This window comes from Williamsia muralis NBRC 105860 (assembly GCF_001598915.1).
GTDB classification, from domain to species: Bacteria; Actinomycetota; Actinomycetes; order Mycobacteriales; family Mycobacteriaceae; genus Williamsia; species Williamsia muralis.
In genome coordinates this window covers 260,001-285,705 of sequence record NZ_BDAP01000002.1, presented here as the reverse complement: position 1 = coordinate 285,705, position 25,705 = coordinate 260,001, and the positions used below count along the sequence as shown (strand labels likewise).

General features: G+C 64.4%; 21 protein-coding genes and 2 pseudogenes. 13 read left to right on the top strand and 10 right to left on the bottom strand.

What is annotated here, in order from left to right:
* The first annotated feature begins 1 nt into the window (after position 1).
* Positions 2-619 (top strand): lipocalin family protein, encoded by a 618-nt coding sequence (locus tag WIMU1_RS08150; RefSeq protein WP_062796337.1) that lies wholly within the window; start codon positions 2-4, stop codon positions 617-619.
* A gap of 68 nt (positions 620-687) precedes the next feature.
* Here the strand turns inward: WIMU1_RS08150 and rplI are convergent, their stop codons facing one another.
* From rplI to rpsF, 4 genes and pseudogenes are all read right to left on the bottom strand, one after another.
* Complete coding sequence (gene rplI, locus WIMU1_RS08145) at positions 688-1,143, bottom strand: 50S ribosomal protein L9 (protein ID WP_023958688.1); 456 nt, start codon at positions 1,141-1,143, stop codon at positions 688-690.
* Between the two features lie 18 nt (positions 1,144-1,161).
* The gene (rpsR, locus tag WIMU1_RS08140; protein WP_023958686.1) at positions 1,162-1,425 is read right to left on the bottom strand and encodes a 30S ribosomal protein S18; all 264 of its coding nucleotides are present in this window, start codon (positions 1,423-1,425) and stop codon (positions 1,162-1,164) included.
* Positions 1,426-1,483: 58 nt separating this feature from the next.
* Complete coding sequence (locus WIMU1_RS08135; protein WP_023958684.1) at positions 1,484-2,014, bottom strand: single-stranded DNA-binding protein; 531 nt, start codon at positions 2,012-2,014, stop codon at positions 1,484-1,486.
* A 207-nt stretch (positions 2,015-2,221) separates the two neighbouring features.
* Positions 2,222-2,497 (bottom strand): annotated as a pseudogene (gene rpsF / locus WIMU1_RS08130) (30S ribosomal protein S6); the annotation flags it as partial.
* A 185-nt stretch (positions 2,498-2,682) separates the two neighbouring features.
* Between rpsF and WIMU1_RS08125 the strand changes: the two are divergent.
* Both WIMU1_RS08125 and WIMU1_RS26145 read left to right on the top strand, forming a co-directional pair.
* Positions 2,683-4,173, top strand: a complete 1,491-nt coding sequence (locus WIMU1_RS08125) for a glycosyltransferase family protein (protein ID WP_062796335.1) — start codon at positions 2,683-2,685, stop codon at positions 4,171-4,173.
* Complete coding sequence (locus tag WIMU1_RS26145) at positions 4,170-4,745, top strand: GNAT family N-acetyltransferase (RefSeq protein WP_062796333.1); 576 nt, start codon at positions 4,170-4,172, stop codon at positions 4,743-4,745. Before WIMU1_RS08125 ends, WIMU1_RS26145 begins: the two co-directional genes overlap by 4 nt.
* A 48-nt stretch (positions 4,746-4,793) precedes the next feature.
* On the opposite strand, the gene WIMU1_RS08115 is transcribed toward WIMU1_RS26145, so the two are convergent.
* The 3 genes and pseudogenes from WIMU1_RS08115 to WIMU1_RS08105 form a co-directional block, all read right to left on the bottom strand.
* Positions 4,794-6,470, bottom strand: a complete 1,677-nt coding sequence (locus WIMU1_RS08115) for a glycosyltransferase family 87 protein (protein WP_062796331.1) — start codon at positions 6,468-6,470, stop codon at positions 4,794-4,796.
* Positions 6,471-6,482: 12 nt separating this feature from the next.
* Entirely contained in the window at positions 6,483-8,528 is a 2,046-nt protein-coding gene (locus WIMU1_RS08110; protein WP_099383285.1) for a transglycosylase domain-containing protein, read from the bottom strand.
* Positions 8,529-8,812: 284 nt separating this feature from the next.
* A pseudogene (locus tag WIMU1_RS08105) lies at positions 8,813-9,202 on the bottom strand (DUF5318 family protein); the annotation flags it as partial.
* Positions 9,203-9,455: 253 nt separating this feature from the next.
* Between WIMU1_RS08105 and WIMU1_RS08100 the strand changes: the two are divergent.
* Positions 9,456-10,097 (top strand): PadR family transcriptional regulator, encoded by a 642-nt coding sequence (locus WIMU1_RS08100; protein ID WP_038253268.1) that lies wholly within the window; start codon positions 9,456-9,458, stop codon positions 10,095-10,097.
* A complete protein-coding gene (locus WIMU1_RS08095; RefSeq protein WP_062796329.1) occupies positions 10,090-11,184 on the top strand; it encodes an inositol-3-phosphate synthase in 1,095 nt (364 codons plus the stop codon). Before WIMU1_RS08100 ends, WIMU1_RS08095 begins: the two co-directional genes overlap by 8 nt.
* 168 nt (positions 11,185-11,352) lie before the next feature.
* Here WIMU1_RS08095 and WIMU1_RS08090 read toward each other — a convergent pair whose 3' ends face one another.
* Together WIMU1_RS08090 and WIMU1_RS08085 are read right to left on the bottom strand one after the other, a co-directional pair.
* Complete coding sequence (locus WIMU1_RS08090; protein ID WP_023958664.1) at positions 11,353-11,571, bottom strand: hypothetical protein; 219 nt, start codon at positions 11,569-11,571, stop codon at positions 11,353-11,355.
* A 133-nt stretch (positions 11,572-11,704) separates the two neighbouring features.
* On the bottom strand, positions 11,705-12,448 hold the full coding sequence (locus WIMU1_RS08085) for a FadR/GntR family transcriptional regulator (RefSeq protein ID WP_062796327.1): 744 nt from the start codon (positions 12,446-12,448) through the stop codon (positions 11,705-11,707).
* 145 nt (positions 12,449-12,593) lie between these two features.
* Here WIMU1_RS08085 and WIMU1_RS08080 point away from each other — a divergent pair, with 145 nt between their 5' ends.
* Genes WIMU1_RS08080 through WIMU1_RS08065 form a run of 4 tightly spaced genes read left to right on the top strand, consistent with a single transcriptional unit; the run spans position 12,594 to position 17,361 of the window.
* Positions 12,594-14,273, top strand: a complete 1,680-nt coding sequence (locus WIMU1_RS08080; protein WP_062797453.1) for an AMP-binding protein — start codon at positions 12,594-12,596, stop codon at positions 14,271-14,273.
* 7 nt (positions 14,274-14,280) lie between these two features.
* Positions 14,281-15,063 carry an enoyl-CoA hydratase-related protein gene (locus WIMU1_RS08075; RefSeq protein WP_062796325.1) on the top strand — a complete coding sequence of 261 codons (783 nt, stop codon included), beginning with the start codon at positions 14,281-14,283 and terminating at the stop codon, positions 15,061-15,063.
* On the top strand, positions 15,060-16,295 hold the full coding sequence (locus WIMU1_RS08070; RefSeq protein ID WP_062796323.1) for an acyl-CoA dehydrogenase family protein: 1,236 nt from the start codon (positions 15,060-15,062) through the stop codon (positions 16,293-16,295). The genes WIMU1_RS08075 and WIMU1_RS08070 overlap by 4 nt, the downstream gene beginning before the upstream one ends.
* A gap of 10 nt (positions 16,296-16,305) precedes the next feature.
* Positions 16,306-17,361, top strand: coding sequence for an acyl-CoA dehydrogenase family protein (locus WIMU1_RS08065; protein WP_062796318.1), 1,056 nt, complete (start codon positions 16,306-16,308; stop codon positions 17,359-17,361).
* 90 nt (positions 17,362-17,451) lie between these two features.
* Here the strand turns inward: WIMU1_RS08065 and WIMU1_RS08060 are convergent, their stop codons facing one another.
* Positions 17,452-20,835, bottom strand: coding sequence for a pyruvate carboxylase (locus WIMU1_RS08060; protein ID WP_062796316.1), 3,384 nt, complete (start codon positions 20,833-20,835; stop codon positions 17,452-17,454).
* 262 nt (positions 20,836-21,097) lie between these two features.
* Here WIMU1_RS08060 and WIMU1_RS08055 point away from each other — a divergent pair, with 262 nt between their 5' ends.
* The 4 genes from WIMU1_RS08055 to WIMU1_RS08040 are packed head-to-tail and all read left to right on the top strand — an operon-like array spanning position 21,098 to position 25,676.
* Positions 21,098-22,837, top strand: a complete 1,740-nt coding sequence (locus WIMU1_RS08055; protein WP_062796314.1) for a PEP-utilizing enzyme — start codon at positions 21,098-21,100, stop codon at positions 22,835-22,837.
* A complete protein-coding gene (locus tag WIMU1_RS08050) occupies positions 22,834-23,787 on the top strand; it encodes a TIGR03619 family F420-dependent LLM class oxidoreductase (protein WP_243404436.1) in 954 nt (317 codons plus the stop codon). Before WIMU1_RS08055 ends, WIMU1_RS08050 begins: the two co-directional genes overlap by 4 nt.
* Entirely contained in the window at positions 23,788-24,888 is a 1,101-nt protein-coding gene (locus WIMU1_RS08045) for a zinc-binding dehydrogenase (RefSeq protein ID WP_062796312.1), read from the top strand.
* Positions 24,885-25,676: an SDR family NAD(P)-dependent oxidoreductase gene (locus WIMU1_RS08040; RefSeq protein ID WP_062796310.1), complete on the top strand. Its 792-nt coding sequence runs from the start codon at positions 24,885-24,887 to the stop codon at positions 25,674-25,676. The genes WIMU1_RS08045 and WIMU1_RS08040 overlap by 4 nt, the downstream gene beginning before the upstream one ends.
* Positions 25,677-25,705: the final 29 nt, after the last annotated feature.

Below are 25,705 nucleotides of genomic sequence, written 5' to 3'. Positions count from 1 at the left end.
CATGGCGTTTTCACCTCGCCGACTCAGTCGCATCGTGATCGGCGGTCTTGCAATCGCTTTCGCTCTTGCCTGTGCGGCTCCCGCTTCGGCGGACACCAGCTCGCTACCCCAGCCGCTGAAGCCGGTGGCCAAGCTGGACACCCAGCGCTATCTCGGTGACTGGAATCAGATCGCCGCCATCCCACAGCCGTTCAACCTCATCTGCGCGCGCGACACGATGGCGAACTACCAGTTGATCGACCCGGCGAACATTCGGGTGGAGAACACCTGCACCACCTGGACCAACCAGGAGAACCGGATCGTCGGCAATGCTCGGGTCAACGACAAGTTGACCGGCGCCCAACTTCACGTCAGCTTCCCGGGCGTTCCCACGCAGGAATCGAAGGACGGGCCCACCAACTACGTGGTCACCTACATCGCCGATGACTACTCCTGGGCATTTGTCGGAAGCCCCGAGCGCACATCAGCGTTCGTGTTGTCGCGTGAGCCGTCCGTGAGCACCGACCAGTGGAAGCAGATCCGCAAGGTCGCCGAAGACCGCGGCTACAACGCCTGCCTGCTCCTCACCTCTCCGACCACCGGCGGTTCGAACGAGATCCGTCCGCTCTGCACCGTCTGATCAATCGCAGATACAACAAACCCCCGACCACATGTGGCCGGGGGTTTTTTGCGTGTTGAACCTGGTGACTACTTGCCGGCAGTCACGGTGAGGTTGAACTGTGCAACAACGTCGCTGTGCAGGTTCACCAAGACCGGGTAGGTACCGGTGGCCTTGATGTGGCCCTTGGGCAGCTCGATGTTGCGCTTGTCGACAGCAGGTCCGCCGGCACTCTTGATGGCACTGACCACGTCAGCGGCCGAGACCGAACCGAACAGCTTGCCCGAGTCGTGGGTCTTGACACCCAACGTGACCTCGGCGAGCCCTTCGATGGCCTGCTTGAGCTCGTTGGCGTGCTCGAGACCGCGCACTGCGCGAGCGTCCTGTGCACGACGAATGCCTTCGACCTGCTTCTCTGCTCCGCGGGTGGCGACGATGGCCAGCCCACGAGGCAGCAGGAAGTTACGGCCGTAGCCGTCTTTGACCTCGACGGTGTCGCCGGGGACACCCAACTTCTCTACCTCTGCGGTGAGGATCAGTTTCATGTTCTTGGTCCTTTCCGCTTATCGAGAGGTGGAGGTGAAGGGCAGCAAGGCAACTTCGCGCGAGTTCTTCACCGCGATGGCCACGTCCCGCTGATGCTGGACGCAGTTTCCGGTGACCCGACGCGAGCGGATCTTGCCACGGTCAGACAAGAAACGACGCAGGAGCGCGGTGTCCTTGTAATCGATCAGCAGGTTCTTCTCTTTGCAGAAAGTGCAGGCCTTGGCCTTGACGATCTTTTCTGCGCCACGGACCTTCCGTCCGCCTTTAGCTTTTCCAGCCATGTGTTGTCACTCCAAAAGTGTTGAGGTGCACAGCTACCTGTGCAGACTCAGATGTTCGTCAGAACGGTGGTTCGTCGTCCCCGCCACCGAACGAGCCGCTGGCAGGCGCGCTGCCCCACGGATCGTCGTTCTGCGCGGCTGCACCCGAGTTCGCAGCAGCGCCGCGGTTTCCACCGCCGCTTCCGCCGGAACCGAAGTTGCCGCCGCCTCCGCCGCCGCCGCCGCGCGAGGCCCGATTGACCTTTGCGGTGGCGTAGCGGAGCGAGGGACCGATCTCGTCGACCTCGAGCTCCACCACGGTGCGCTTCTCACCCTCGCGGGTTTCGTACGACCGCTGCTTGAGCCGGCCGGACACGATCACTCGTGAACCCTTGGTGAGAGATTCGGCAACATTCTCGGCGGCATCGCGCCAGATGTTGCACCGCATGAACAGCGCTTCGCCGTCTTTCCATTCGTTGGACTGCCGATCGAACGTGCGTGGCGTGGATGCCACGGTGAAGTTCGCGACGGCTGCACCGGACGGCGTGAACCGGAGTTCCGGATCTGCCGTCAGGTTTCCGACAACGGTGATGACGGTATCGCCTGCCATGTGTATCTCCCGAGTTCAGTTGCGGTTGCGCAGTGGTGTGGGTCGATGTGCACCGAGCCTAGAGCTCGGCACCGACACGCATTGGACGTTCGAGCGAGCCCGATCGGACCACTCGAACATCACGAGCTACTTGGCCGGCTTGGCCGCAGCCTTGGCAGCGTGCTTCGCAGCAACCTTGGCGCGGCGTACCTTGGCACGCTCGTCCACGCGCATCACCTTGGTGCGCAGCACGGACTCGTTCAGCTTCAGCTGGCGATCGAGCTCGGTGACCGTCTTGGGCTCGGCATTGAGATCGACGACTGCATAGATCCCCTCAGTGTGCTTGAGGATTTCGTAGGCAAGACGGCGCTTGCCCCAGACATCGACGCCCGCAACATTTCCGCCATCCTGGCGAATCACATTGAGGAAAGTATCCAACGATGGAGCTACAGTTCGCTCATCCAGGTTGGGGTCAAGAATGACCATCAATTCGTAGTGACGCATAAGACCTCATCACCTCCTATGGACTAGGTCGGCCACGGACGATCCGTGGCAGGAGGGTCGCCTGCGTCGGCAACCGGCCCAGACTACCCCAACAGTGCTTGACCAGCGAAATCCTGGCCTCTACGCCACAGCCACCCCCAGACCGGGCGGGCCGAGGCGTATCGACACCCCCTACCCTGTAGGCCATGCCTTCGCCGTCCCCCACCTCCAGCTGGGAAATGACGACGACACCGCGACCGGGCTGGCGGGCGCGTATCAGCGCCGGCCGCGGCGAGCTCCTGCTCATCCTGACCCTCGCGCTGTTGATCAGCTCACTGTTCATGTGGCTCGGCTACCTGGGCAAGGCCACCTGCGGCGGCCCTCCGTTCGACGAGTCCGGCCGCAGTGCGCTCTGGCCGGTCGGTTCGAGCGAGATCATCATGCCCTGCTATTCCGACCTGCAGTTCCTGTGGATCGGCCGCGACATCAACAACCACGTGTTCCCGTACATCCACGGGGGCATCACCGACAACGGGGTGCTCTTCGGAGGCGTGGTCGAGTATCCGGTGCTGTCGGGACTGCTCATGTACTTCGGCGCCAGCGGCGCCCACACCGATACCGAGTTCCTGACCCAGTCCGCGATCCTGCTCGTACCCTTCGGGATCCTGATCGTCATCCTGCTCGCCCTGCTGGCCCGCTGGTACGTGATGCTGTGGGCAGCCACTCCCCCGCTGATCCTCTACGCGTTCCACAACTGGGAGCTGCCGGTGGTCGCGACGTCGGTGGGCGCCATCGCGGTGATGATCCTCGGCGCACGGATCAATCCGCGAACCGGCAAGCCGTGGTTGTCGTTGCGGACCAGCGCGCTCTGGGCGTCCTTCATCCTCTCGATCGGCTTCTGTCTCAAGATCTATCCCGGCTTGTTCGTGCTGCCGTTGGCCATCTTTGTGCTGACCCGCGCGATGGTGCCCGACTCCGAGGCGAGTGGGTCCACGTCGCTGCGCACCCGGCTGACCCGCCGGTCCCTGGATTGGACCGGTGCCGCCGGCGTCGTCGCGGTCGCGGTCATCACGGTGATCGCGGTGCAACTGCCGTTCATGATCGCCGGGTTCAAGGGCTGGCAGGCTTCGCTGTCGTTCCAGGGCAAACGCAAGGCCGACGTCGACACCAACACCATCTGGTACTGGGGACTGCGGCATGTCACCGGCGACGGGCCGAGCGATGCGAACAGCGTCTACAACTCGATCGTCGGGGTTGCCTCACCTCTGCTGATCATCGTCTCGCTGGGCGTGGCGGTGTGGCTGGGGCTCAGACATTGGCAGCGCGGCAACATCTTTCCGTGGATCGGCGTGAGCGCGGCGATGCTGGCCGGGTTCATGCTGTTCCACAAGGTCCATTCGCCGCAGTACACGCTGTGGATACTTCCGTTCTTCGTGCTCCTCAAGGTCGACTGGCGCCTGGTCACGCTGTACCTCGTCGGCGATCTGGCGCTCGACCTCACCATCTTCCGCATGTTCGGCATCCTCACGCGCGGTGACGAGATGGAGTGGTGGGTGATGGGCGGTGTCCAACTGGGCGTGTGGTCGCACGCGCTGTGCCTGGCGATCCTGATCTACCACTTCGTCGGCCGACCCCTGCGGGTGCCACCGGAAAAGGTCTCGCCCACGGCCTCGAGGGCGGCTACCGTACCGGCATGACCTGGTACACCGCCCCCACGCTCTCCGGCGCCCGAATCATGTTGCGCGAGTTGGTACCCGACGATGCGCCCGCCCTCGCTGCCGCGGTGGACACACCTGAGGCATTCCGGTGGACGACGGTGCCCGGCGACGTTGCGTCCGCCGAGCGTTACATCCAGACCGCCCTCGACACCCCCGACCGTGTCGCCTTCGCGGTGGTCGAACAAGACAGTGGTCGCGTGGTCGGCTCCACGAGCTACTACGACATCACTCCCGACTACCGCGCGCTTGCCATCGGCCACACCTGGTACTCCGCCGCCGTACACGGCACCGCGGTGAATCCGGAGGCCAAGCTGCTGCTGCTGCGCCGCGCCTTCGAAGACCTGTCAGCCGTCAGAGTGGTGTGGCATACCGACGAACGCAACGCCCAATCGCGGGCCGGCATCGCCAAACTCGGCGCCACGTTCGAAGGTCTGCTGCGCAAGCACCGTCCACTTCCCGATGGATCATGGCGCACCACAGCGCAATTCGCGATGACGGACGACGACTGGCCCGCCGCGAGAGAGGCCCTCTCCAAGAGGCTGGAACGATGAGCCCGGCCTGAGGGGCCGCCTCAGCTCACTCCGTTCAGGTGCGGCTGGTCACGTGCGCGAGGAGACCGCCATCGAGTCGGTGGTCGGATCGTCTGGCGCTGGACGGGTTCTCACCTTGATCCGCCTCGGCCACGGCAACCGGTCGGGAGCCCTGTCGAGCACCCCACCGCCGGGGTCGTCCACGGCCAGGCTCTGCCATCCGGTGCCACGTCGCACCAGATCGTCGGTCGGGTGATAGATCTGCCAGATCACCAACGCGCACAGTGCCAGCACCGCGAAGTCCCGGACCACAACAGCGGACAGGAACCACTGCTCAGGCAAGCCGTCGTCCGTTTCCTGGAACAGGTACCACATCATGCGCGGCACCCAGACGAGAGCGTCGATCAGCATCCACGTCAACAGGATTCGCGTGTGCGGCAGGGCCAGAACCGCGAGAGGCACCAGCCACAGCGAGTACTGCGGACTCCACACCTTGTTGACCAACAGGAACCCGGCGACGGTCAGGAAGGCCAACTGGGCCAACCGCGGCCGAAGCGGTGCATGGAAGCCGATGAACGCGATGCCGATACAGACCACCACGAACAACGCCATGCTCACCGCGTTCAGCAGGGACGGCGGCTGCCCCCGTTGGTTGCCCCACTGGTAGTCGGTGACAGCCGACACCACGTTGTAGATCGTGTCGGGATCGGTACCCCGAGAAGAGTTGTGGCGGAAGAACTCGGTCCAGCCGCGAAAGTGCAGGACCATGATCGGCAGGTTGATGATCAACCAGGTCGCGGCGGTCATCAGAGCGGTGACGGCGAAGTCGCGGACCTTGCCGGCACGGAGACAGAGCACCAGCAACGGGACCAACAACAATCCGGGATAGAGCTTGGCCGCGATGCCGATTCCGAGGAACACCCCGGTCATCCACGGATTTCGTCGGGCCCACGCCAACATCGCCAAAGCGAGCGCCGCAGTGGCGATGGCATCGAAGTTGGTGAAGATGTGGACCACGACAAGAGGAGAGACAGCTGCGAGCATCACGGCCCACACCCTGCGCCCTGCAGTGAGCGCGGTGGCCCAGATGGTCACCAGCCAGCACAATGCCAGTCCCAGCGCCACGAGGTTGAAGAAGACCACCACGTCCAGCGCGCTGGGCAAGCCCCAATTGTCGTGTGCCCATTGCCAGGCCTCGGTGGCCTGGGCCGCGGCGTACATGAACATCCCGGTCAGTACCGGGTACTCCATGAACCGCTGCTTCTGTCCTCCGGCACCGTTGTCCTCGTACCAGAACGTCTTGTACGGAAGTGCGCCTTCGTTGAGTCGCTCGGCGCTGTAGAGCGGGATGGTGTCGGCGTAACACATCGCGGTGTACTGGCGGTGATCCGACCAATCGAGTGTCTGTTCGCCGGTCGTCTTGTCCGGGGCCTGTTGCAGGCAGCCGGCTTTCGCGTACCAGCCCAACGCCATGAACACGAGGGCGATCAGAAGTATCACCCGGATCGGCGTCCAGCCGGGGTTGCGCCCCACCACCGCATGCAGACCGACCGGGCCACCGATCACCATGCTGCCCGGAGAAGCGATCGGATCGGTACGGCTCGGCAGGACGCGTGTGGTCGCCTCGCGACGATCGGCCGCGGGCAACGCAGGCGACTCGAATACGTTCAGGTGTTCCGTCGCAGCCGAACCGTCATCGTCGCGCACTTCGTGCGACGTCGATTCGGTCGCTTCCCCGTCGGTCATCACCCCACTCGCTCAGCGGGTACCTGTGGACGGTCCACCCTCTTCGGGCGGGAGTACCGGCTCTGTCTCCGTCTCGGTGTCAGGGTCGGGGCCGCCGCCCGGAAGTGGGATCACCACACCGGGGCCGATCGTCACGCCCGGCCGAGTGGTGGTGGTCGGCGGTGTCGTGGTGGTCGGCACCGTGCGCGTGGGGGTGTAGGTCTGCGGCGGCGGCTCATAGGGAACGCCTGCGACTCCACCGATCTCGCCCGGTTCCGGGAACTCCTCGATCGGCCGGCCGTCGAGAGCCCGGTTCATCGCTGTTCGCCAGATCTGCGCCGGGAGGCCTGACCCGTAGATCGTTGCGCCGGTGTAGTTCTTGAGCGCGGTGCCCTTGTCGGTACCAACCCACACTGCTGTCGACAGCTGCGGCGTGTAGCCCACCATCCAGGCGTCCTTGTTCAGCCCGGTGTCGCCGAGCTGGGTGGTGCCTGTCTTGGCGGCGGATGGCCGCTCGCCCCCGTCGAGTGCGTTGCCGTTCGAGTACGAGGCGATCGGTTCCAGTGCAGCCGTGGTGTTGTCGGCCACCTCGGCCGGCAGCCGGCGTTCACCCGCATTGTCGGTGCGCTCGTAGAGCACCTGGCCCTGCGAGTTCTCGACCTTCTGGACGAAGTGCGGGGCGTGGTACATGCCCGACGCCGCGAGCGTGGCGTACGACGACGCCATGTCGATGACGCGAGATGCGTACTGCCCGAGCACAACACCACCCTCGACTCCGCCGTCGGGGTTCTGCAGTGTCTTGGCGCCGTCGGCCGCGACCTCGGGGATGCCCGCGCGGTGAGCCGCATCGGCGACCGCGGTGGGTCCACCGTTGAGGTCCATCATCAGGCGGTAGTAGACGGTGTTCAGCGACATCTTCATGGCCGTCGCCAGGTTGCACGACCCGCAGGATTCGCCGTCCGAGTTGGTGACGGTGAGGCCGCCGGGTCCCTCGAAAGGCGCCGAGCTGTAAGTCTTCGACAGCGGGATGCCCTGCTCGAGTGCTGCCACCAGAGCGAACACCTTGAACGACGAGCCGGTCTGTAGATTGGCCTGCGCGTAGTCGAATCCGTTGCCGTCGTTGCCACCGAAGTAACCCCGGACCGCGCCGGTCCGTGGATCGATCGACACCACAGACGTCCGCAGCTCGGGCGGCTCACCCTCTCGGAGGTCGTTCGCCGCGGTGAAGTTCGCCCGCTGCACCTGGGGATCGATGGTGGTGGTGATGCGAAGACCGCCGGTGCGGATCTCCTCTTCGGAGATGTTGAGTGTGCCGAGCTCGGCCAGTACCTGCTGCTTGATCAGTCCGTTGGGTCCGTCGCTCGCCGGGTCGCCGGCAACGGCCTGGGTATCGACGACCTTCGGGTACTCCTGCGCGTCGGCCTCTTCCCTGTTGATCGCGCCGATCGTGACCATGCCGTCGAGGACGTACTCCCAGCGCCCTTCGGCAGCCTGGAGATTGGTTGCCGGGTCGTAGTAGGAGGGAGAGCGGATCGACGACGCGAGCACAGCCGCCTCCGACAGGGTGATGTCGGCGAGGTTCTTGTTGAAGTACGCCTTGGCCGCTGCCGAGACACCGTAGGCGCCGCGACCGAAGTAGATGGTGTTGAGGTACGCCGCGAGGATCTCTTCCTTGGTCCACTCGCTGGACATCTTCGTGGAGATCGCGAGTTCACGGAACTTCCGCTGGTAGCTGGCCTCGTCGCCGGTCAGCACATTCTTGACGTACTGCTGGGTGATGGTCGAGCCACCACCCGCGTCCTCGCGACCGGTCACCTTGCCCCACGCCGCGCGGGAGTACCCGCGGATCGAGAAGCCCGAGTTGCTCGCGAACTCGCGGTCCTCGGCTGCGATCACGGCCTGCTGCAGCACCTGCGGGATCTCGGTGATCGGCACATCGGTGCGGTTGCCCTCCGGTGGCACGATTCGCGCGAGTTCGCCGCCCCGGGTGTCGACCACCGTGGCGATCTGACTCTGCTTGATGTCGCCGGGTGCGGGCACCTCGGCTCCGGCGTAGGTCACCAGGAACACCGCTGCCATCACCAGCGCGAAAGCGGGGAGCAACGCGCCGCCGAGACCGACGATCCAGGCGACTGCCTTCTGCCACCGTCGCTTCTTCTCGACCGGGTTGCTGCTGGAGGGAGCGCGGCCGCCGCCGCCATGCTCCGAGGTCCAACCGGACCGGTTGGGTCCGTCAGGGCCATTGCTCACAAGTACTTCTCCATACCTTCAGTGCCGATCCCTTTTGAGCCCATTCCATCTGGGCCACCGCCGGCACCCACATCAGTGGCTGCATCGGCTGAACTGTTCGCCATTCGACCCCCCGCTACCCGCCGGGTCCGCCGTACCCGTGGACGCGGAGGCAAGCCGGACACGTACGACTGGACCAGGTGGTTCCAGCTGCAGGTCCTGCACACCTCGACCACATGTACCGAGAACTCCTCCTGGCTCACGGCCAGGCGGAGGATCTCCTCGGTGGTCCGCGCCGACCCCGACACCTGCCCGAGCTTCTCGCCGAACACCCAGGACACGATGGTGACCTGTTCTTTCCGGCAGATCGGGCATCGCACCGAACTGGGACGGCCGTGAAACTTCGCCGCACGCAGCAGATAGGGACTGGCATCGCACACCTCGGCAACCCCGGTACGTCCGGAGTAGACCTCGGCCAGCCGGGACTTGCGCTGTAACGCGTAGTCCACCACCTGTCGCTGCAATCGCACGAATCAAGAGTACGTGCCGCCGACTCGGAAGATTTGGCGGTTCGGCGCCGCCAAGACCACGAAAGGGCTCCGATCGTCGCTGCTGACAGTCCAATTTTTGCGGCACCGATCGTTCTCGACGCGTGCATGCTGCGGATAAGCCCAGTTCAGACGTAGTTTCCATCCCGGTTATATCGGCCCGATACATATGTGTGTAGCATCTGCGGTACAGGTTTCTGCAACACGTTGAACGGAGGTGCGATCGGAGATGCTTGAACTCGCGGTACTCGGTTTGCTCCTCGAATCCCCGATGCATGGCTATGAGCTGCGTAAACGGCTCACCGGACTGCTCGGGGCGTTCCGCGCGTTTTCGTATGGATCGCTGTACCCGTCACTGCGCCGCATGCAGGCCGACGGTTTGATCGCTGAGGATTCGGGCCCTCCGGGAACGCTCAAACGACGCGCTCGTCGCGTCTATGCGCTCACCCCGAAGGGACGCGAACGGTTCGCCGAACTGGTCGCCGACACCGGACCGCAGAACTACACCGACGACGGCTTCGGGGTGCATCTCGCATTCTTCAGCCGGACTCCCGCGGAGGCGCGCATGCGCATCCTCGAGGGTCGTCGCCGGCAGGTGGAAGAGCGGCGCGAAGGTCTCCGAGAGGCCGTCGGACGTTCGAACCGCACAGTGGATCGCTACACCAAGCAACTCCATCAGCTGAGTCTCGAATCCAGTGAGCGTGAAGTTCGCTGGCTCAACGAACTCATCGCCGCCGAGAGTTCGGAATGGGCCGGGGAGTCGACCAAGACGTCGAGGAATCCCGGACCGTTGCCGACCGAGGCGGTTACGACAGAACCCGAAACAACTTCGGTTACACCACACAAAGAAGGGGAACCCGACCATGGGTGACAACACAGTACGCGTGGCAATTGTTGGCGTGGGTAACTGCGCCTCATCCCTGGTCCAGGGCGTGCAGTACTACAAGGATGCCGACGAGAACGCTTCCGTTCCGGGCCTCATGCACGTGAAGTTCGGCAAGTACCACGTCCGCGACGTCGAGTTCGTCGCCGCATTCGACGTGGACGCCAAGAAGGTCGGCTTCGACCTCTCGGATGCCATCTTCTCCAGTGAGAACAACACCATCAAGATCGCCGACGTGCCGCCCACCGGCGTCACCGTGCAGCGGGGCCACACCCTCGACGGACTCGGCAAGTACTACCGCGAGACCATCACCGAGGCCGACGGCGAGGGCGGCGATGTCGTCCAGACCCTGAAGGACGCCAAGGTCGACGTGCTCGTGTCCTACCTGCCCGTCGGTTCCGAGCAGGCCGACAAGTTCTACGCGCAGTGCGCCATCGACGCGAACGTCGCGTTTGTCAACGCCCTCCCGGTCTTCATCGCCAGCGACCCCGTGTGGGCCAAGAAGTTCGAAGATGCCGGTGTGCCGATCGTGGGCGACGACATCAAGAGCCAGGTCGGTGCCACCATCACCCACCGCGTGATGGCGAAGCTGTTCGAGGACCGCGGTGTCACGCTGGACCGTACGTACCAGCTGAACGTCGGCGGCAACATGGACTTCAAGAACATGCTCGAGCGTGAGCGTCTCGAATCCAAGAAGGTCTCGAAGACCCAGGCCGTCACCTCGAACCTCACCGGTTCGCTGGCGGGCAAGATCGACGACAAGAACGTCCACATCGGACCGTCCGACCACGTTGCGTGGCTGGATGACCGCAAGTGGGCCTACGTCCGCCTCGAAGGTCGCGCCTTCGGCGACGTGCCGCTGAGCCTCGAGTACAAGCTCGAGGTCTGGGACTCCCCCAACTCGGCCGGCATCATCATCGACGCCGTTCGTGCGGCGAAGATCGCCAAGGACCGCGGCATCGGAGGACCCATCCTCCCGGCCTCGGCCTACCTCATGAAGAGCCCGCCCGAGCAGCTCGCCGACGACGTCGCGCGCAAGCAGCTCGAAGCCTTCATCATCGGTGCAGACGCCTGATCTGATCCGACAAGCTCCACCCGAGAGCCGCACGCCTTCTAGAAGGTGTGCGGCTCTTGGCATTTCCGGGGCACAACGGTCCTCAGATTCACGTATTACGGGAGCGAACGACGAAGACCCACCGAATACTCGGTGGGTCTTCGTCAGTTACATCGGGGAGTCTGTGGATCAGCCGACGACCGTGGTGTCGTAGTAACCGTCGCCATCGGTGTCGACGTGCACGGTGTCGATGTAGCCGTCGTTGTTCGCGTCCTCGTGCATCTCGTCGGCGAATCCGTCACCGTCGGTGTCGTACTCCTCGTAGTTGGCGATGCCGTCACCGTCGGTGTCGGTGAGAGCGGTGTCGATGATGCCGTCTGCGTTGGTGTCGTAGTACTCGGTGGCCATGATGTCTCCTATGACTCGGTGCTGTTGATTCTCTGTCTTGGTGAAGCAGTCAGAGATAGGAGACGTCGCGGCGCACAAATGTTCCCGCGATTTTCCGGCGCTGAAAACAGCCCACGATCAAGGGAAAGCGGCTCTACATCTGCCAGTGCACCGGCCGCGAGATGATCTCGTTCAACCGACGCCGGTAGTACTTGGCCGTTTCTTCCACGAACGCGCTCATCGCGGTGGCGGACGCGTCTTGGTCGCGATCACGCATGGCGTCGAGAACGTCCTGCTGCATCTCGACCGCAGCGAGCCGGGTCGCCATCGGGTGCTCGCTGGGTTCTGCGTCGCGCACCAGCAGCCACAGTGTTTCCATCACGATCCGCAGAGCTGGATTCCCGGCGGCTTCGTACACCCCTCGCTGGAACACTGCGTTGTTCTCCTGAAAGTTGGCGTAATCGCCGGGGTCCTCGCGCATGCGGTCGAGCGCCAGTTGCATGGTCTCGAGCTGATCGTCGGTGACGTTCGCCGCGGCCTGACGGGCGACGATGGGCTCCATCATCAGGCGCACGTCGATGACATCGCTGATGTTGGCGCCGTTGATCTGCAGGAACAGCTTCATCGTGTTGCCGAGCGACTCGAGCTCCGGCCGCTTTGCCACCGGGCCGCCACCGATGCCGGACTTGATCGTCACGAGGTCGCGGCTTTCGAGCAGACGGAGCGCTTCCCGGACGGTCGTGCGCGCCACCCCGTGCTCTGCGACCATTTCTTTCTCTGTGGGCAGCCGTTGTCCGACGACGATTCCGCCTCCGAGGATCTGATCCGCTATCACGTTGGCCACCCGCGCCGAGATCTTGGGCGCGCGCGCCCGCGGAACGCTTTCCTCGATGGTCATGTGTTTCTCCCCCGCCTCCAAGTTCGTCTCGCAGTGCTAACCATACCTACGGACAGTGTGATGTGCGCCAAGTCTGTACATAGTTAGCGGGATTAGATACTGTAGTCCGTGTCAGAAAAGTACTCACGGGGGCGAGGAGGTGGTCATGTATCCCACACGGCCACCGAATGCTGCTCTGACGCAGAGCTATAGGAATGCCGGGCACTGGCGCGATCAGCCCGTCGCCCACTTCCTCGAGCAAGCCTCCGCTCGATACCCAGACGCTGTTGCGGTGATCGACGGTGCGCGTCGCATCACCTTCGGTGAACTCGACGACGCGTCGGCACGGCTCGCGGCAGCACTGCGAGGTCGCGGTGTGCGATCCGGCGACGTCGTGGCGTTCCAGCTGCCCAATTGCGCCGAAGCGGTCATCGCGTTTCAGGCCGTCATGAAGCTCGGCGCCATCGCCAACCCGATCGTTCCCATCTACCGAGCCCGGGAACTCCGATTCATCCTCGGGCAGGCTCGCGCAAAGGTGGTGCTCATCCCCGGAACGCACCGTGGTTTCGATTTCGGGGCAATGTACCGGGACCTGGTGACCGACCTTCCCGACCTGCAGCTTGTCGTCTCCATCGAAGAAAACCCCGTCAACGCGGCAGTCGGCACCACGTTGGACGAATTGACGAGGTCGGCCACCCCGCAAGCCATTTCGGCAGTACGTAATCTACCGCCGGCCGACCCTGACAGTATCTGCCTGTTGCTGTACACCTCTGGTACCACCGCTGACCCCAAAGGCGTTCTGCACAGCCACAACACCCTCGTCTACGAGAACCGGTCGATGATCACCTGGTTCGGATTGAACGAGCGCGACGTCATCTTCAACCCATCACCGGTCACCCATGTGACCGGGGTGAACTGCGCGCTGACGCTGCCGTTCCTACTCGGCACAACGGTTGTGCTGCAGGATATCTGGGACTCCGAGGCCGCCTTGGATCTCATCCGGTCCGAGCACGCCAGCTTCATGATCTTCTCGACGCCCTTCCTCCGGGGCCTGCTCGACGCAGCCACCGCGGCGGAGCTCGACACCCCTTCCATCCGCTACATCGCTTGTGGCGGAGCCGATATCCCCGACTCGCTGACCGCCGCCGCAACCGAGCGGCTGGGTACGGTCACGAGAATGTACGGCGCCACCGAGGGCCCGTCTGTCACGGCGTCCGACCGATGGGACCCCATCTATCTGCGCACCAAGACCGATGGTCGGCCGATCTCACCCACGGAGGTGATCGTCGCCGACGACGTCGGCACGTCCGTTGCCACAGGGGCGGTGGGCGAAATCCTCTGGCGCGGGCCGGACACCTTTCTCGGATACCTCGATGAGCGCCTGAACGAGACCGCCTTCACCGACGACGGTTTCTTCCGTACCGGTGACCTGGGTCGCTTCGACAGCAGCGGCGGCATCCACATCGTCGGACGTATCAAAGATGTCATCAATCGTTCGGGCGAGAAGATCAGCGCACACGACGTCGAGAACCAACTCAGCGAGCATCCGGCTGTTGTCGAGGTGGCCGTTGTCGCCGGGCCTGATGCCCGGACCGGTGAACGCGGGTGTGCGTTTGTGGTGACCCGGGATCAGCGCGATCTCACACTGCCCGAGGTGCACCGCTTTCTTCTCGAACGAGAGATCGCGGTGCAGAAGATCCCGGAGAGCGTCTTCGTGGTCGATTCGCTGCCGAAGACGGCCAGCGGCAAGGTGCAGAAGTTTGCGCTGCGCGACTGGACCCGCGATCGGGATGCGCTCCCACCCCAGATGACGGCGATGAAATTCGCCGCAACACACGAGAAATAGGGGCCGAATGACCGTTCAGACACCTGGGATCGAACATCTCGTCGTCACCGAGCCGGAACCGGGTATCGCACTCGTCGAACTTGCCCGCGGCAAGGTGAACGCGATCGACACCCAGATGTACGACGAGATCGCACGAGTCTTCGACATGTTGTCCGACAACCAGGACATCCGCGCCATCGTCCTCACCGGCCGCGGCAGGATCTTCTGCGCGGGCAATGATCTCGGCAACTTCCGGGTGATGGATTCGGTCAGCGGCGACGTCGAGATGCGCAGCGTGAGACGGGCACTGTTCGGGCTGTACGACTGCGCGTTACCCGTTGTCGCTGCCATCAACGGTCCCGCTCTCGGCAGTGGTCTTGCGTTGGCTTCGCTCAGCGACATCGTGGTTGCCTCCGACCGGGCGACGTTCGGCCTTCCGGAGATGGGTGTCGGCGTGCTCGGAGGAGGCCGGTTCACCGCCAGAATGCTTCCGCAGCAGGCGATGCGACGGATGTTCTTCACCGCGGAGCCCGTCGATGCGGAGACCTTGCGCAGCTGGGGTGCGCCCCTCGACGTGGTACCGCATGACGAGCTCCTCGAGGTCGCGATGTCGCGGGCGCGCGTCATCGCCGCCAAGAGCCGATACGCGCTGACCCTGGCAAAGCAGTCGCTGAACGGGTGCGAAGACGTCGATCTCAAACGCGGGTACGAACTCGAACAGACCTTCACCGTGCGACTGTCCGAGCACCCCGACTCCAAGAAGGCAGTCGAGGCCCGTATCGCCGAGATGTCGAAAGGAAAGAAGCCATGACCCCGAGCCCGGGATCAAGTGGATCCGTCGACGCGCAGGTGATCGACGTCGACGCCTTCTCCGAAAAGTGCGTTGCGTGGCTCGACGAGCACCTCGACCGGCGGGAGACGGGGCCGGCGGTGGCCGCAGACCCGAACTACGCAATTTTCCACAACCACACCCACGACGAGGAACGCGACCTGATCGACGCCGCCCGGGACTGGCAACGGAAAAGGGTCGATGCCGGGTTCGGCGCCATCACCTGGGGTCCGGAATGGGGTGGCGCAGGACTGACTGCCAGCCACGAACGCGTGTACGTCGGCCTCGAGCGGCAGTACATCACGCCGGACCGTCACGAAACCGTGCTCGTCACTGTCGAATTGGTGGCACCCACGCTTCATGCGCTGGGCACCGAGGATCAACAACAGCGATTCGTCCGGCCATTCCTTCGCACCGACGAACTGTGCTGCCAGCTCTTCTCCGAGCCCGGCGCCGGTTCCGATCTGGCCGGGCTGTCCACCAAAGCTGTGGCCACCGGCGATGGTTGGCGCATCAACGGGCAGAAGGTGTGGAGCTCGGGTGCACAGTTCTCCGAGTGGGGCCTGCTCATCGCCCGCACCGACACCACCGTGGCCAAACACCGTGGCATGACGGCGTTCATGGTTCCGATGGACGCGCCCGGGGTCGATGTACGACCCATTCGGCAGAGCTCCGGTGGATCGACCTTCAACGAGGTCTTCCTCACCGACGTCGAAATCCCTGACTCGCTGCGCATCGGTGCCGAAGGTGACGGTTGGAAGGTCGCGCTCACCACGCTCGGCTTCGAACGCAATTCGAGCGCGGGTATCGTCAGCGCCGGCGGTAACAGCGCCGATCTGGTGCGGCTGGCAAAGAGTCTGGGCATCACCGACGATCCCCTGGTACGCCAGCAATTGGCAGACGCTGCGATCTACGAGCGCGCCTCGGCACTGATGGTGGCTCGTTACGCCGAACGTGAGCAATCCGGAGCCGTTCCGGGAGTGGAGGGTTCGATCGGCAAACTCGTCTGGACCCAGAACCTCAAGCGGATCGGCGACGCCGCCGCTTCGTTCCTCGGCCCGAAGATCCTCGCCGACACCGGAGAGCCGAACACATTCGCCTGGACCGAACACCTCCTGGGCGCACCCGGCTATCGCATTGCGGGCGGCTCTGACGAGATCCAGCGAAACATCATCGGCGAACGCGGGCTCGGACTGCCCCGCGAACCACGTTAGGAGATCGGCAATGCCTCTCGAATTGACGGTCGAACAGCGCGATCTCGAATCAAGTCTCAGGTCCTCGCTGGCCCGCACCGCAGCCGGCGACAACGTCTGGGGCTCGCTGCTGGAGATGGGCCTGACCGAGGTCCCGTTCCCGGAGAATTACGGCGGAGCAGGGTTCACCCTGAAGGACACCGCTGTGGTGATGGCCGAACTGGGCCGGTCACTCGGCGCCGCTCCGTGCTTCTCCTCGGTCATCCTGGCAGGTTTCACACTGCTGCACGCAGGTTCGGATGCCGCGAAGACACAACATCTTCCGACGATCGCGGATGGCAGCGTGACCGCCGCACTCGTGACCGGATACCCGTTTGCGTCCACGTCGATCACCGCGTCCGGAGGTGACGACAACACAATCGTTCTCGACGGCGGGCAGGAGGCCGTGGTCGCCGGAGCCGATGCTGATCTGCTCGTCGTCGTCGCCGAGGGACCCTCGGGTCCGGAGTTGGCGGTCATCGGCGGTGACGCCGCCGGCGTAACACGCACCGCGCGTGAATCACTCGACTTCACCAGGCCACTTGCGCGGATCGAGTTCACCGGGGCATCAGCGCAGCGCGTCGGCGGCAACCACCTCGTAGCGGGTCTCGACAGGGCGCAGGCCATCGCCATCACCGCGCTCGCCGCTGAGCAGGTGGGGGCTGCACGCGCCTGCCTGGAGATGTCTGTCGATTACGCCAAGACCCGGCAACAGTTCGGACGTGCCATCGGGTCTTTTCAGTCGATCAAACATCGACTCACCGACATGCTGGTGGCGATCGAACTGGCCGAGGCAGCTGTACTCGATGCCGCCGACGCCGATTCCCGCAGTAGCCGCGAGCTGTTCGTCGCTGCTGCGACCGCGCGGGTACTCGCCTCCCGAGCCGCGACCTTCTCGGCCGAGGAGTCCGTGCAGATCCACGGCGGCATCGGCTTCACATGGGAGCACCCGTTGCACAGGTACTTCCGCCGGGCCAAGACGAGCGAATTGTTGTTCGGCAACACCGCCGTGCACGCCGAGACAGTTGCCGCCGCGCTGGTGTCCTGAGTCGTCGGCTACACATCCCCTCCGACATCGGCCACATCCTCCGGTTGTAACCGGAGGATGTGGCCGTAACCGGAGGATCTGGCCCGCGGGTCAGGCAATAACCAGAAGCAGGTCGCCACCATCGACCTGTGCTGCACCACTGATGGGCACACGGCTGACGGTGCCTGAGCGGGGTGCGGTGATCGCGGCCTCCATCTTCATCGCCTCGATGCTTCCCACCAATTCACCCTGCTCGATGGCGTCGCCCTCTTTGACCGACAACGTGACCACACCGGTGAAGGGCGCCGGTACCTGCCCCGGGTCGGTGCGATCGGCCTTTTCGGCTTCACGAGTGGTGGTCTCGACGCTGCGGTCACGTACCTGCACCGGCCGGAGCTGACCGTTGAGTATGCACAGCACGTTGCGCATGCCCTGGGCGTCGGGTTCGGAGATGGCTTCCAAACCGATCAGCAACTCCACGCCGGGTTCGAGTTGCACCCGATGCTCCTCGCCTTGCCGCAGGCCGTAGAAGTATTGATTGGTCGACAACTGCGCGGTGTCTCCGAACTTGTCGCGGTGGTTCTCGAACTCCGTTGTCGGGCCGGGGAACAGCAGCCGGTTCAACGTTTCCCGCTTGACCTCGCTCGGTCCCGACAGGCCCGACAGCTGTTGTTCCGTGAGGGGTGTGACCGCTCTTGGCTCGGCCCGACCGGCCAGCGCCCGAGACCGCAGTGGCTCGGGCCAACCACCGGCGGGGTCGCCGAGGTCGCCGCGGAGGAAGTCGATGACCGACGACGGGATGTCGTAAGAGGACGGTTCGGCTGCGAAGTCGTCGGCTGTCGCATCGGCGCCGACAAGCGCCAACGCGAGGTCGCCGACCACCTTCGACGACGGGGTCACCTTGACCAATCGGCCCAGAATCCGGTCGGCGCCGGCATAGGCCGACTCGATGTCCTCGAACCGATCGGCCAGGCCGAGCGCCGAGGCCTGCTGGCGCAAGTTGGACAGCTGCCCGCCCGGGATCTCGTGGGTGTACACGCGGCCGGTGGGTGCGGGGAGTCCTGACTCAAATGGCGCATAGTTCGAACGGATTGCGGCCCAATACGGTTCGAGGTCGCACACGGCGCTGAGATCGAGCCCGGTGTCACGTGGTGTGTGCTCGGTCGCGGCCACGATCGCCGACAGCGCGGGCTGACTGGTGGTGCCGGCCAGCGCGGCGCTGGCACCGTCGACGGCGTCGACCCCTGCGTCCCAGGCCGCGAGGTACGTGGCCAACTGACCGCCCGGGGTGTCATGGGTGTGGAGATGAACCGGTAGATCAAAACGTGAACGCAGTGCTGTGACAAGGGTGGCTGCGGCCGGGGGACGCAGCAGACCGGCCATGTCTTTTATCGCGAGAATGTGTGCGCCGGCCTCCACCAGTTGTTCGGCGAGTCGCAAGTAGTAGTCGAGCGTGTACAGATCCTCATCTGGATCGGTCAGATCGCCGGTGTACGACATCGCCACTTCGGCAACGGATGTGCCCGTGTCGCGAACCGCATCGATCGCCGGGCGCATCTGGTCGACATTGTTGAGCGCATCGAAAATCCTGAAGATGTCGACACCCGTGTCTACCGCCTCGCGAACGAACGCATGGGTCACCTCGTCGGGGTACGGCGTGTATCCCACCGTGTTCCGGCCTCGCAGCAGCATCTGGATGCAGATGTTCGGCATTGCCTCACGTAGCGCGGACAGTCGCTCCCACGGGTCCTCGTGCAGAAAGCGCAGCGCCACATCATATGTCGCCCCTCCCCACGCCTCCACAGACAGCAGCTGCGGGGTCATCCGGGCAACATAGGGCGCAACGGCGACGAGATCACGGGTTCGTACGCGCGTTGCCAATAGGGACTGATGGGCATCCCGGAATGTGGTGTCGGTGACGGCCAGAGCTGTCGAGCGACGGAGGTCTGCCGCGAACACCGTCGGTCCAAGGCGGAGCAGCCGATCCCGCGACCCGGCCGGAGGTGGGTTGCCGACGTCCACCGCCGGCAGCTTGTCGACGGCATAGACGGTGGACGGACGCTCGCCGTGTGGCCGGTTGACGGTGATGTCTGCGAGGTAGCGCAGGATGCGGGTGCCCCGGTCCGCGGAGACGTTCTGGGTCAACAGTTCCGGGTGATTCTCGATGAAGGACGTGTCGACCCTCCAGGCCAGGAAGTCGGGATTGTCCAGGACTGCCTGCAGGAAAGGGATGTTGGTCGCCACGCCACGCACACGGAACTCGGCGATCGCTCGCCGGGCGCGGGCCGCTGCGGTGGCGAAGTCGCGTCCTCGGCAGGTGAGTTTGACCAGCATCGAGTCGAAATGCGAACCGATCTCCGACCCGAGTCCGACACTGCCGTCCAATCGGACGCCGGAGCCGCCAGGTGTGCGATAGGCCGTGACCCGGCCGGTGTCGGGGCGGAACCCGTCGGTGGGGTCCTCGGTGGTGATGCGGCACTGCATGGCGGCGCCGCGGATCTCGATGGACTCCTGCGTCAGGCCAAGGTCGGTCAGCAACTCGCCCGATGCGATACGCAGTTGCGCCGCAACCAGATCGACGTCGGTGATCTCCTCGGTGACGGTGTGCTCCACCTGGATCCGCGGGTTCATCTCGATGAAGACGTGATTGCCGTACGGGTCCAGGAGGAACTCCACGGTACCTGCACAGGTGTATCCGATGTGCCGAGCGAACTTCACCGCATCGGCGCAGATACGTTCGCGCAGTTCGGGATCGAGTCCTGGCGCGGGAGCCACCTCGACAACCTTCTGGTGTCGCCGCTGCAACGAGCAGTCCCGCTCGAAGAGGTGGATGACCTCGCCGCTGCTGTCACCCAGGATCTGGACCTCGATGTGCCGGGGGTTGACCACCGCCTGTTCGAGGAAGACGGTGCCGTCACCGAACGCCGTGTGCGCCTCTCTCGATGCAGCCTCGATGGAAGACCGGAGTGACTCCGGGTCGGCGACACGTCGCATTCCTCGGCCGCCGCCGCCGGCAACCGCCTTGACGAACACAGGGAAGCGCATTCCCTCCGCTGCGGCGACCAGCTCGTCGACATCATCGGATGGCGCACAGGAGGCCAGCACCGGCAGCCCGGCGGCTCGGGCGGCGGCAACCGCGTGCGACTTGTCTCCGGTCAGCCGGAGTATGTCCGCTGACGGGCCGACGAAGGTGATCCCCGCAGCTGCACAGGCAGCGGCCAGGTCCGGGTTCTCGGAGAGGAACCCGTATCCGGGGTAGATCGCGTCGGCACCAGCACGTTGTGCGGCCGAGATGATCTCGTCGACAGAGAGGTAGGCGCGAACAGGATGGCCTGGTTCACCGATCTGATACGCCTCGAACCCTTTGGCGCGATGGGCCGAGTTGCGGTCTTCGTACGGGTAGACGGCAACCGTGGACGCACCCAGTTCAACGGCGGCACGAAATGCGCGGACCGCGATCTCGCCACGGTTGGCGGCCAGGACCTTTGTGAACATGGGCGTTCCTCTCTTGTCGGGACGATGCCGGGAACGGCGAATCACACCGCACGGGCAGGCACGGTGGGGCGAGGTATGTGAGCTGAGTCTCTCATGTTTTACCCTCACTTACTAGATGGACAGTCAAGTTAGTCAGAATCGGCAGGCGGTGGAGAATGTTGCTCAACTTGCTGCGCAATATCTCTGTACATGTTTCTATTTGGGCGATGTTTCTATAGTGTGACTTGAAATACAGTCCGTCAGCCGCCTTCAGGAGGACTCGATGACCAACGCGCCACGCGCCGACCACTGGATCACCGATTGGGAGTTCAGTGAGCGCTACCCCGTCTACACGCGGGCCAACGCGGGAGAGGTCTTGCCCGACCCGTCGAGTCCGCTGAACGTGACACTCGTGTGGAACAAGGGTCTCAACATCGGGTGGCGCGAAGGCTACGTCGAGCACCTCGGAACCCACCTGGCCTCCGAGATCGACGAGACGATGCCCGAGATCATCGGTAACTTTGGCGGCTACCACTACACCAACTTCTCGATGACCGAACTCAACGGCGCTCGTCTACCTGGCCTGACCGTGCCGGTGTGGAACCGCCTCTGGGTGGGCGACCACCCCGACCTGCCGGAGTACGAGCCGAAACCCGGCCACGAAAACGCTGAACTGACCGCGGGTCTTGCCGAGAAGACCGCATGGGCATTGACCGCCGATACGTATCCCGAGGCCGAAGAGACCAAGCGCCGCGCCGACCTCGCGCGTGAGCAGCGTCCTGACCTCAGCGGCCTGAGCGATCAGGAATTGGTCGACCACGCAAGATCATTCGTTCCCGACCTGGTCTTCTGCTACGCCTATCACCCGGTCACCACCACACTGTCCACGATGGGACCGGCAGTGGCCGGCGCCCTGCTCGAGGCCATCGGTGAGAGCGACAAACTCGGCGATCTGCTGAGCGGATTGGGCGGTGTCGATTCGGCCGCTCCGTCTTTCGCGATGTGGAAGATGGGCCGCCTTGTCGCTGCCTCCGACGAGCTGACCACCATCTTCGACGGCGGTCTCGCCACTGTGCTCGACGCGGTTGACGCCAGCGATTCCCCCGACGCCAAGCAGTTCCGCATCGACTTCGACGACTTCTTGTACAAGTACGGCTCCCGGGCACCGAACGAATGGGACATCCGTTCGGACAGCTGGGAGACCAAACCTGTTCTCGCACTGATGGCGATCAACGGCATGCGTCTGAGTCCCGACGATGCCGATCCAGAGCTGATCCTCGAGCGCAACCAGGCCAAGCGCATCGCGCTCACGGCCGAACTCGCCGACAAAATGCCCGATGCAGACACCCGCCAGAGCTTCCTCGACGCAGCCAAGTCGATCACCAAGTTCATGCCATGGCGCGAACGAACCAAGACATCGTGCGTCAAGGTGATGGGTGAGATGAGAGCGGCACTTTACGAATTGGGGCACCGCATGGTCGCTCGCGGAGTGATGGACGACCACCACGACATCACCATGCTGCTCGACACCGAGCTCGACGACTTCGCTGCCGACCCCGAGTCGTTCTCGGCCACCATCGCCGAGCGTCGCGAGCAATACCTCCAGTTGTTCGACCTGGAACCGCCGTTCTTCCTGTTCGAGCCGCTCCCCTTGTCACAGTGGCCGCGCCGGACCGAACACAAATCGGAGCCCGCCCTGCCGGGTGACACTCTCAGTGGCGTGGGTGGCGCTCCGGGCGTGAGCCGGGGCCGAGCGCGAGTACTTCACGACCCCTATGACGCAGGCGATCTCGCCGAGGGCGACATCATCGTCGCCCCGCAGACGGACCCGGCATGGACCCCGTTGTTCGTCTTTGCCGGTGGCGTTGTGGTGAACGTCGGGGCCACCATCACCCACTCGTCGATCGTCTGTCGCGAATTGGGCATTCCTTGTGCGGTCTCGGTCCAAGATGCGACCGCACGTATCCCAGACGGCGCGATGATCGAGGTGGACGGCAACACCGGGACAGTGACCGTACTGTGACCCTGAAGGTCGGTCTCACCCTCCCCCAGCTCGGAGAACACGTCGACGCGACGGCGGTGCGCGACTTCGCCGTTGCCGCAGAGGAACTGGGTTTCAGCAGCCTGTGGGTTCAGGAGCACCTGTTCTACCCAGAGCAGAACGAATCGATCTACGGCGGCAGGCACACCACCACCGTGCACCCCGCCTACCGCTCGGTGCTCGGCGCCACCGAGCTCATGGCGTTTGTTGCCGCGTGCACACAAAAGGCGATGATCGGCAGCAGCATTCTGGTGGCCGGGTATCACCGACCCATCGAACTGGCTCAGCGTCTTTCGACGCTCGATGTGCTGTCCGGCGGACGACTGGTCGCCGGGCTCGGCGCGGGTTGGTCGGACGAAGAGCACGGACAGATGGATGTGGATCCGCGCACACGCGGACGACGGATGAGCGAGCTGGTCGCGGCGGTCCAGGCATGTTGGGGCCCCGACCCTGTCGAGTTCTCAGGCGACTTCTTCAACATTCCCAGGTCGGTGGTTCGGCCCAAGCCGGTGCAGCAGCCTCACCCGCCGCTGTTGTCCGGACTGCGTTCGGCTGCCGGATTGGCCCGTACCGCAGCATTGTTCGACGTCTGGAATCCCAGCAGCGGGACCGCGGAGGCGTTGCTCGATCAACTGCAGACCATGCGCGAGGTGCGGCCGGATCAGCTCGCCCCCGTACGCCTCTTCTTGCGCTCGTACCTGCAGCGGCCGACCGATGCGGTCGGTTCCGGTGGCCAGGGTGTCGACGGCGTCCGCCGCGACATCCGGACGGCAGTCGCTGCCGGCGCCGAACAGTTCATCGTCGAGATCAACTTCTGGGACGAGATGCGGTCCACCCGAGACTGGGCACAGGCGCCCGCCCGGCTGGCCACCTTGCTCGAGACCGCCGAAGAAGAGTCGGCAGCAGCACAATTGGCGAAGGAGAGTGTGTAAGTGAAGGCAGCGGTGTGGGCCGGAGACGGCCCCGACCTCACGATTGAAGACATCCCCCGACCCGAGCCACGCCGTGGCGAGATTCTTCTCAAGGTCACCGCCTGCGGCGTGTGCCACACCGACCTGCACGTGCTCAAGTCGGAGGTGAAGTTCCCGGCACCCGCGGTACTCGGGCACGAGGTCTCCGGCGTGGTGGAGCAGATCGGCGATGGCGTGGACAACGTCGCTGTCGGCGACCGGGTTGTCTGCAGCTTCATCATGCCGTGTGGTGACTGTCGTCACTGCGTGCGCGGACTGGAGGACCTGTGCGAGAAGTTCTTTGCGCACAATCGACTGAACGGCACTCTCTACGACGGCGAGACCCGGCTGGCGCGCGAGGACGGTACGTCACTTGCGATGTACTCGATGGGCGGGTTGGCCGAGTTCTGCGTGGTCCCGGCTTCTGACGCCTTCAAGGTTCCGGATGGTGTCGGCCTCGGTGAGGTGTCGATTCTGGGATGCAGCTCGTTCACCGCGCTGGGCGCGGTCAACAATGCAGAGCTCGAACTCGGTGACCGCATCGCAGTGATCGCTGCCGGAGGCGTGGGGTCGTCGATCGTACAGTTCGCTGCGGCCGCCGGAGTGGCGCAGATCATCGCCATCGACGTCAACGACGAGAAGCTCAAAGCCGTTGCCGCACTCGGTGCAACCCATACCATCAACTCCAGCACCACCGACGTGGTCGCCGAGGTTCGGGCGCTGACCGACGGCCACGGTGTTGACGTGGCCTTCGAGGCGTTGGGCAACAAACACACCTTCGCCACGGCGATGGAGATCCTCGACGACGGTGGTCGCGCCGTGGTGGTCGGCATCGCCCCCGTCGGCTCCTCAGGAGAGATCGACCTCGCCCGGCTGGTTCGCCGCAAGCTGGAGATCCATGGTTCGTACGGAGCCAAGGCACGGCGTGACATGCCGGCGCTGCTCCGCATGGTCTCGGGCGGCATCGTCGAGCCCGAGCGCGTCATCACCCGTCGGTACACGCTCGAGCAGGCGGACGAAGCGTACAAGGCTCTCGCGCGCGGCGAGATCGTGGGACGTGCGATCATCGAGATGCCGTCATGACCCAGGCCGAGAACGGTTCGGATGCAACCGGACTCGTCGCGGTTGTGACAGGTGCCGCCTCCGGCATCGGCCGGGCCGCCGCCGAGCTGATCCTCGAACGCGGCGGTCGCGTGGTCGCGTTCGACCGGTCTGCCGACAGCCTGGACTGGCTCAGCGGCAACGACCACGCAGTGCCCTTCGTCGGCGACGTCACGCTGAGCGTCGACAACCGCGACGCGATGTCGGTGGCCGTCGAATCATTCGGGACCCTCGATGCGCTGATCCTGAATGCCGGAGTTCCGGCGTCGGGTTCGATCGAGACCCTCGACATGGATGTCTTCGACCGGTCGATCGACGTCAATCTCCGTGCGGTGGCCCTCGGTATCCGCGAATCGATCCCTTTCTTCCGCCGGGCAGGCGGTGGCTCCGTGGTGATCACCTCGTCCGCCACCGCCATGGGCGGAGAGCCCAACCGGTGGCCCTACGCCGCGGCCAAGGCGGGCGTCGTCAATCTCGCCAAGTCGCTGGCACTGGACCTGGCCAACGACTCGATCCGGATCAATTGCGTCTGCCCGGGGCCCATCAGCACGGGCATGACCAAACGCATCGAAGAGAACACGCCGGAGCGGTACGAGTCGCTCAAAGCCATGGTGCCGCTGCACCGTTGGGGTACCGCACGTGAGGTCGCCGAGGTGATCGCGTTCCTAGCCTCACCGCTGGCGTCGTTCGTGACGGGAACCGCGATCCCGGTCGATGGGGGCGCCACCTGCGGGAGCGGCCAGACCGTTCCGGTGCCCGCCCCGGTCTGAACGGATCGGCTGGGCCCCCGCAGGCTTGA